Annotated in this window: 5 protein-coding genes; all 5 read right to left on the bottom strand. The window is 62.6% G+C overall.

What is annotated here, in order from left to right:
* Positions 1-116: 116 nt before the first annotated feature.
* The 5 genes from ACX80C_RS15925 to lysS all read right to left on the bottom strand — a co-directional run bounded on the left by ACX80C_RS15925 (position 117) and on the right by lysS (position 7,104).
* Positions 117-2,207, bottom strand: coding sequence for a S9 family peptidase (locus ACX80C_RS15925; RefSeq protein WP_459327431.1), 2,091 nt, complete (start codon positions 2,205-2,207; stop codon positions 117-119).
* Between the two features lie 155 nt (positions 2,208-2,362).
* The gene (locus tag ACX80C_RS15920; RefSeq protein ID WP_459327430.1) at positions 2,363-4,870 is read right to left on the bottom strand and encodes an ATP-dependent Clp protease ATP-binding subunit; all 2,508 of its coding nucleotides are present in this window, start codon (positions 4,868-4,870) and stop codon (positions 2,363-2,365) included.
* Positions 4,871-5,022: 152 nt separating this feature from the next.
* The gene (locus ACX80C_RS15915; protein WP_167995625.1) at positions 5,023-5,343 is read right to left on the bottom strand and encodes an Lsr2 dimerization domain-containing protein; all 321 of its coding nucleotides are present in this window, start codon (positions 5,341-5,343) and stop codon (positions 5,023-5,025) included.
* Between the two features lie 108 nt (positions 5,344-5,451).
* A complete protein-coding gene (locus ACX80C_RS15910; RefSeq protein ID WP_459327429.1) occupies positions 5,452-5,646 on the bottom strand; it encodes a hypothetical protein in 195 nt (64 codons plus the stop codon).
* A gap of 3 nt (positions 5,647-5,649) precedes the next feature.
* A complete protein-coding gene (gene lysS / locus ACX80C_RS15905; protein ID WP_459327434.1) occupies positions 5,650-7,104 on the bottom strand; it encodes a lysine--tRNA ligase in 1,455 nt (484 codons plus the stop codon).
* Between the last annotated feature and the right edge of the window lie 53 nt (positions 7,105-7,157).

Raw genomic sequence — 7,157 nt, 5'->3', positions numbered from 1 at the left:
CGTCCCCGCAAACCGGTATCCGGTCACCAATTCCAGGACAACGGACTGCGGCCCGGCAATCAGCGCTCAACCCTGCGAGACGGTCAAACCACTACCGACACACGCACCTAGGGACTTTACAGCCCCAGTTCGGCGGGTACCTCCACCTTCTCGCCCAGCACGTGACGGGCAAGGAAGTGCTCGACGACGCCGTACCAGATCTTCGCGTGCTGCGGTTTGAGGATCCAGTGATTCTCATCCGGGAAGTACAGGAACCGGTGGTCCGTCTCGCCGTTGGCATCCGCAGGCAACGCCGACTTGGACAGCAGTTCATACCAGAGCCGCAGACCCTCGCCGATCGGCACACGGTAGTCCTTGTCACCGTGGATGACGAGCATCGGCGTGCTGATCTTTTCGACGTGCGCGTGCGGGGAGTTGGCGAGCGCCATCTCGGGCGTCATCTCCTTCTCCCAGTAGAACGAGGCGTCCGTGGTGGGCCCGAACTGGTCCAGCGCCCAGAGGCTGGCGTGCGTCACGATCGCGTTGAAACGGTCTGTGTGGCCGGCCACCCAGTTGGCCATGTAGCCGCCGAACGAGCCGCCCATCGCGGCGGTCCTGCTCTCGTCGATGTCAGGGCGGGCCACGACGGCGTCGGTTGCCGCCATGAGATCGGTGAACGGAGCATCGCCCCAGGCACCCCAGCCGCGCTCGATCATCTTCTGGCCGTAACCGGTGGAAAGTGCAGGGTCCGGCAACAGCACGGCGTAGCCCTTCGCGGCCAGCAGCCACGGCGACCACCGCCAGGTCCACGCGTTCCAGGAGCCGAGCGGCCCACCGTGGATCCACAGCAGGAGCGGAGCCGGGCTGGAATCACCGGCGCCCTCGGGCAGGACGAGGTAGGACTTCACCGGATGGCCGTCCTCCCCCGTGGTCTCGACGCGCTCGAGCCGTCCCGACAGCGCCGGGCGCTCCACCGGCCCTGGGAGCGGGGTGACGGTTCCCGAAGCGAGGTCGATCCGCACCACCTCCGGCGGGAACTCGTAGGAGCTGCGCAGCGCATAGACCGTGGCGCCATCGGGCGAGACGACGACGTCGGTGTACGACGCCGCGTCCTGCGTTATCCGGCGGACTGCCCCAGTTGCGACGTCGACGGTAAAAACGGGCGACGCGCCGTCGTCGTCGGCTGTCACAACCAGGCCGCTGCCGTCCGGAAGCCACGCTGCGGGAGACGGCCAGGCGTCCCAATCGGCAGCCAGCGCAGCGAGCGTCCCACCGTTCACGGGAAGCAGCCCGAGCTTAACGTCGGGCGGGGTATCCGGGCCGGTGCGCCGGTCGACGCTCACCACAACCGTGGAGCTGTCCGGGCTGATGGGGCCGGCGTCGTAGTCGTAGTCGGGGGAATCGAGGATGACCGTACGGTCCCCTGTTGCGGAGTCGATGCGCACCAGGACCGACCGTTGGTCGCCTTTGCCCGCCGGTACAGTCTGGCCCGCGATGATGACCGTGCCGTCGGGGCTGATGCTCGGGGAACTGTTCCGGAGGCTGCCGCCCATGCCGACGGTGACGTTGCGCAGGGAGAATTGCGGCTGCTCGTCCACCGTGGCCGGTCTGAGCACCTCCTGCTCGCCCTCTTCGACAACGAAGAACCGGGGCTCGGCCGGACCGAGATCGGCGTCCCAGTGACGGACGGGATAGCCCGTGTGCAGGATCGCCTCGACCCCTGCTTCCTTGCGCGCCTTACGGCGCTCATCGTCGTCCTTCTCATCTGAGGAGCCGGCGAGAACCTCCGCAACAACGACGGCGGCATCCGATTTCCGCGCCGCCACCACGCCCTGCACCCCACCGCGGCGGGAATGCACTATTCGAGCTTCGCCGCCCTGCGCTGGTAGCTTCCACAATGCGCTGACCGGGTCCTCGTCGGAGTTCTCCGGATCCGGGCGGGTAGAGGTGAAGAGCAAGTCGCCATTCGCCAGGAAGGCCGCTCCTGCTTCGCCCTTGGCGCTCCGGGTAATGCGGCGGGCCGGAGCGTTTCCCTCTGGATCGAGCTCCCAGAGGGCGGAGACGTAGGCGTTGCTTTTCGAATTGAGCGTGGCCACCGAGGTGACGAGCCGGGTTCCGTCGGCGTTGACGGCGAGCCCGCCCAATCGGGGAATGGCGACGAAGTGGTCCAGGTCATGGAATGGCGTCTTCGGCTTCACGGGGGTAGGTGAATTGGTGTCGGGAGTCATCCTCCATCTCTATCACCGGATGTGTGCTACTTCACAGTCACTTCACTAAGAGAGTAATGCCATTGCTTGAGGCACCCATACTGAACACGGAAAGGGAAACGTCCCGCATCAATCGATGCGGGACGTTTCCCTTTGCACTGCTGAGTGATTTGCGGTTACTCGGGGACCGCGGCCTCAATGGCAGCTGGCGAATCCTCGATCTCCTTCGGTGCGCCGTGGCCCACGAATGTAAATTGGGCTTCGTCTCCCTCACCCTCAACGTCCACCGACACGATCTCCCCGGACTTGATCTCGCCAAACAGGATCTTCTCGGACAGTTGGTCCTCGATCTCGCGCTGGATGGTGCGGCGGAGCGGCCGCGCACCCATCGCGGGATCATAACCACGTGTAGCCAGCAGCACCTTGGCGGCGGGAGTGAGTTCGATGCTCATACCCTTGTCTGCCATGCGCTTACCAAGCCGCTCGAGGAACAGATCCACGATCTGCACAATCTCTTCCTGTGTGAGCTGCGGGAACACCACGGTGTCATCCACACGGTTGAGGAACTCGGGCCGGAAGTGCTGCTTGAGTTCCTCGGTGACCTTGGCCTTGATGCGGGAGTAGTTCGTGTTGGTGTCCGTGCCCGACTGGAAGCCGGTCATGACACCCTTCGAGATATCCCGCGTACCAAGGTTGGTGGTCATGATGATGACGGTGTTCTTGAAGTCCACCACGCGGCCCTGGCTGTCCGTGAGACGGCCGTCCTCGAGGATTTGGAGGAGCGAGTTGAAGAGGTCTGCGTGCGCCTTCTCCACCTCGTCGAACAGCACCACAGAGAAAGGCCGACGCCGGACCTTCTCCGTGAGCTGGCCGCCCTCCTCGTAACCGACATATCCCGGAGGGGCACCGAAGAGACGGGAAACGGTGTGCTTCTCCGAGTACTCCGACATGTCCAGCGTGATCAGCGAATCTTCGTCGCCGAACAGGAATTCCGCGAGGGCCTTCGCGAGCTCCGTCTTTCCGACGCCGGTGGGGCCGGCGAAGATGAACGAACCACCCGGACGCTTGGGATCCTTCAGGCCGGCACGGGTACGCCGGATTGCCTGCGAGATCGCCTTGATGGCATCATCCTGGCCGATGACCCGCTTGTGGAGTTCATCTTCCATGTGAAGCAGCCGCGAGGACTCTTCCTCGGTGAGTTTGAAGACAGGAATGCCGGTGGAGTTGGCGAGCACCTCCGCGATCAGCTCCTCATCAACCTCTGCGATGTCATCCAGGCCACCGGACTTCCAGCGACGCTCCTTGTCCATGCGCTCATCATGGAGCTTCTGCTCCCGATCGCGCAGCCGCGCAGCACCCTCGAAGTCCTGGGCGTCAATGGCCGATTCCTTCTCGCGCTTCACATCGGCGATGCGCTCATCGATCTCTTTGAGCTCCGGCGGGGCCGTCATCCGGCGAATGCGCAGGCGGGCTCCGGCTTCATCAATCAGGTCAATTGCCTTGTCCGGCAGAAAGCGGTCGGAAATGTACCGCTCGGCGAGGTTTGCAGCAGAGGCCAGCGCGGCATCGGTGATGGAGACGCGGTGATGGGCCTCATAGCGGTCCCGCAGGCCCTTCAGGATTTCAATGGCGTGCGCCACCGACGGCTCCTGGACCTGGATGGGCTGGAAGCGGCGCTCAAGAGCTGCGTCCTTCTCAATGTGCTTGCGGTACTCATCAAGGGTGGTGGCGCCGATGGTCTGCAGTTCACCGCGGGCCAGCATTGGTTTCAGGATGGACGCCGCGTCAATTGCACCTTCAGCTGCGCCGGCACCGACGAGGGTGTGGATCTCATCGATGAACAGGATGATGTCGCCACGGGTACGGATTTCCTTGAGCACCTTCTTCAGGCGCTCCTCGAAATCACCGCGGTAGCGTGAACCGGCCACGAGAGACCCGAGGTCCAGAGTGTACAGCTGCTTGTCGCGGATGGTTTCAGGCACATCACCGCGCACGATCGCCTGGGCGAGTCCCTCGACGACGGCGGTCTTGCCGACGCCGGGCTCACCGATCAGCACAGGGTTGTTCTTGGTGCGGCGCGAGAGGACCTGCATGACGCGTTCCATCTCAAGCTCGCGGCCGATCACGGGGTCCAGCTTGCCTTCGCGCGCAGCCTGCGTGAGGTTGCGCCCAAACTGGTCAAGAACCACTGAGCCTGCAGGGGTGCCTTCCTGCTGCTGGCCGCCTGAGGCCACGGGTTCCTTGCCCTGGTAGCCGGAGAGCAGCTGGATTACCTGCTGGCGAACGCGGTTGAGGTCAGCACCGAGCTTGACCAGCACCTGCGCTGCAACACCCTCGCCCTCACGGATGAGCCCGAGCAGGATGTGTTCGGTGCCGATGTAGTTATGGCCGAGCTGCAGGGCCTCCCGGAGCGAGAGCTCCAGCACTTTCTTGGCGCGCGGGGTGAAGGGGATATGGCCGGATGGGGCCTGCTGGCCCTGCCCGATGATCTCCTGCACCTGCTCGCGCACAGCGCCCAGGGAAATGCTGAGGGACTCCAGGGCCTTTGCGGCAACCCCTTCACCCTCGTGAATTAGCCCAAGCAGGATGTGCTCGGTGCCGATGTAGTTGTGGTTGAGCATGCGGGCTTCTTCTTGGGCCAGCACGACAACCCGACGGGCACGATCCGTAAATCTCTCAAACATGAGCCACACTCCTAGCTAACGCGTAATTCGATGCTACGTGCATGGAGGTGCCTTGTGGAGCGTGTTCGCCACAGGCGAGATAGCCCATGGATGCCCTCAAGGTGCGAACGGCGCGGCAGAACGCGCCGCGAAAAGCAGCGTACGGAAGGCCGTTACCGCTGGGCGGCGCGGTACGCCTCGATGATCTCCGAGTTCACCCGGCCCCGCGAGGAGACGTTGTACCCGTTTGACTTCGCCCATTCGCGGATCTGCGCCGCCTCCTGGTTTCGTGCCGGAGCGCTCTGTCGCGGCTTTGACTGGCTCTCGCGGCGTGCCGCGGACACATAGGGCGCCAGCGCATCGCGAAGGTCCTTTGCATGGGCCGAGGAAAGGTCCATTTCATACTGCACGCCATCCAGACCAAACCTCACGGTCTCATCTGCCTCGCCGCCATCGAGGTCGTCAATAAGAATGATTTTGACTTTTTGAGCCACGATTTTTCTCCCATGTTCAGATGTAATGCCCATACCGGACGAAATACTGATTCCAGAGTAATTATCATCCGGTGGAATGTCCGCGTCAAAGGGCAGACATAAACGGGCTTAGCGGGACGTATCCCCGTCTTCGGAATCCTTGGGGTCCTCCGGCGCGGATTTCGCCGGCGAATTGCCACGCGCAGTACGTTCCGCAGCCTCCGCTTCGCGCTCAGCCCTATCGGCGTTGAAGATCGCCCGCATGACAAAGTAGAAGATAGCGCCCACCGCGAGGGAGGGCAAGAGAACGGCCAAATACTCCATGAATTAACCCAGTTCCGGCTTGAGCAGCGGGAATAGGATGGTTTCGCGGATCCCGGTAGAAGTGAAAAGCATCACTACACGATCGATTCCAAGGCCTATTCCGCCCATGGGCGGTGCACCATATTCAAGGGCGCGCAAAAAGTCCTCATCCAGCTGCATGGCTTCATCGTCACCGGCTGCGGCGCGGCGGGACTGCTCAGTCAGGCGCTCCCGCTGGATCACCGGGTCAATAAGCTCCGAAAACGCGGTCCCTCGTTCCATGCCGCCGATGATGAGATCCCAGGCCTCAATCAGCCGCGGATCGTCACGATGCTGCCGTGCCAGGGGCTGAGCCGACGGCGGATAGTCGTAAACGAATGTGGGCTGCAGAAGCGTCGGCTCAACAATCTCGCTGAAAAGCTCAAGGACCAGCTTCTCCTCATCCCAGTTCTCATCTACCGAAATTTCCCGTTCCTTGGCCAGCGTCAGAAGCGTGCCTTTGTCAGTCTCGGGAGTAATTTCCTGCCCTATCGATTCCGAAAGCCCAGGATAAACACCGAGCCAACGCCATTCCCCGTCGAGATCGATCATTCCCCGTCCGGTTTCGAGTTGCCTCGAACCAAGAAGGTCAGCGCAATTCAGGATGATCTCCTTCATGCGCTCCGCCATTACGAACTGGTCGGCATAAGCCTCGTAGCACTCGAGCATGGTGAATTCCGGGCTGTGTGTCGAGTCCACACCCTCGTTCCGGAAAATGCGTCCCATCTCATACACACGGTCAATTCCGCCGACCACTGCGCGCTTCAAATAGAGTTCCAGCGCGATGCGCAGCGTCATCTTCTGGTCGAAGGCATTCACGTGGGTTTCAAAAGGACGGGCTGTGGCACCGCCATGAACCAACTGCAGAATAGGCGTTTCAACCTCGACGTACTGGTGCGAGTGGAGCGTCTCACGGATGCTGCGGGTAATCGCGGCCCGGGTGCGGACCATCTCGCGTGCTTCCTCGCGCACCATGAGGTCCACGTACCGCTGCCGGACGCGGGTTTCCTCGTTCACGCCGGCATGCAGCGTGGGAAGGGGGCGCAGCGCCTTCGAAGCCATCTTCCAGGATTCAGCCATCACGGAGAGTTCCCCACGGCGCGAGCTGATCACTTCTCCGCTTACCTGCACATGGTCACCCAGATCTACGGTGGCCTTCCAGTCCGCCAGAGATTCTTCACCGACGACGGCGAGGCTCAGCATCGCCTGAAGGCGGGTACCGTCGCCCTCCTGCAGCGTTGCGAAGCATAGCTTGCCGGTGTTCCGCAGAAAGACCACGCGACCAACCACGCTGACGTTCTCACCGGTGGAGTCCCCGGCCTCCAGGTCCGCGAAGCGTTTCCGGATGTCGCCGAGTGAAGAACTGCGCTCGGGCAACACCTGGTAGGCGTCTTCCCCGCGCTCCAGCAGCTGCGCACGCTTTTCCATGCGGATGCGCATCTGCTCGTTGAATTCTTCGGTGGTAAGGCTTGGCTCAGTGGTCACGGTATCTA

The organism is Arthrobacter tecti (assembly GCF_054511355.1).
The sequence above is the reverse complement of the archived record's forward strand: the minus strand, read 5'-3'. Positions and strand labels throughout refer to the sequence as shown.

Excerpts from the sequence above, each read along its gene's own strand:
- ACX80C_RS15925 (WP_459327431.1), bottom strand. The coding sequence starts at position 2,207 with ATGACTCCCGACACCAATTCACCTACCCCCGTGAAGCCGAAGACGCCA.
- ACX80C_RS15920 (WP_459327430.1), bottom strand. The coding sequence starts at position 4,870 with ATGTTTGAGAGATTTACGGATCGTGCCCGTCGGGTTGTCGTGCTGGCC.
- lysS (WP_459327434.1), bottom strand. The coding sequence starts at position 7,104 with ATGCGCATCCGCATGGAAAAGCGTGCGCAGCTGCTGGAGCGCGGGGAA.
- ACX80C_RS15910 (WP_459327429.1), bottom strand. The coding sequence starts at position 5,646 with ATGGAGTATTTGGCCGTTCTCTTGCCCTCCCTCGCGGTGGGCGCTATC.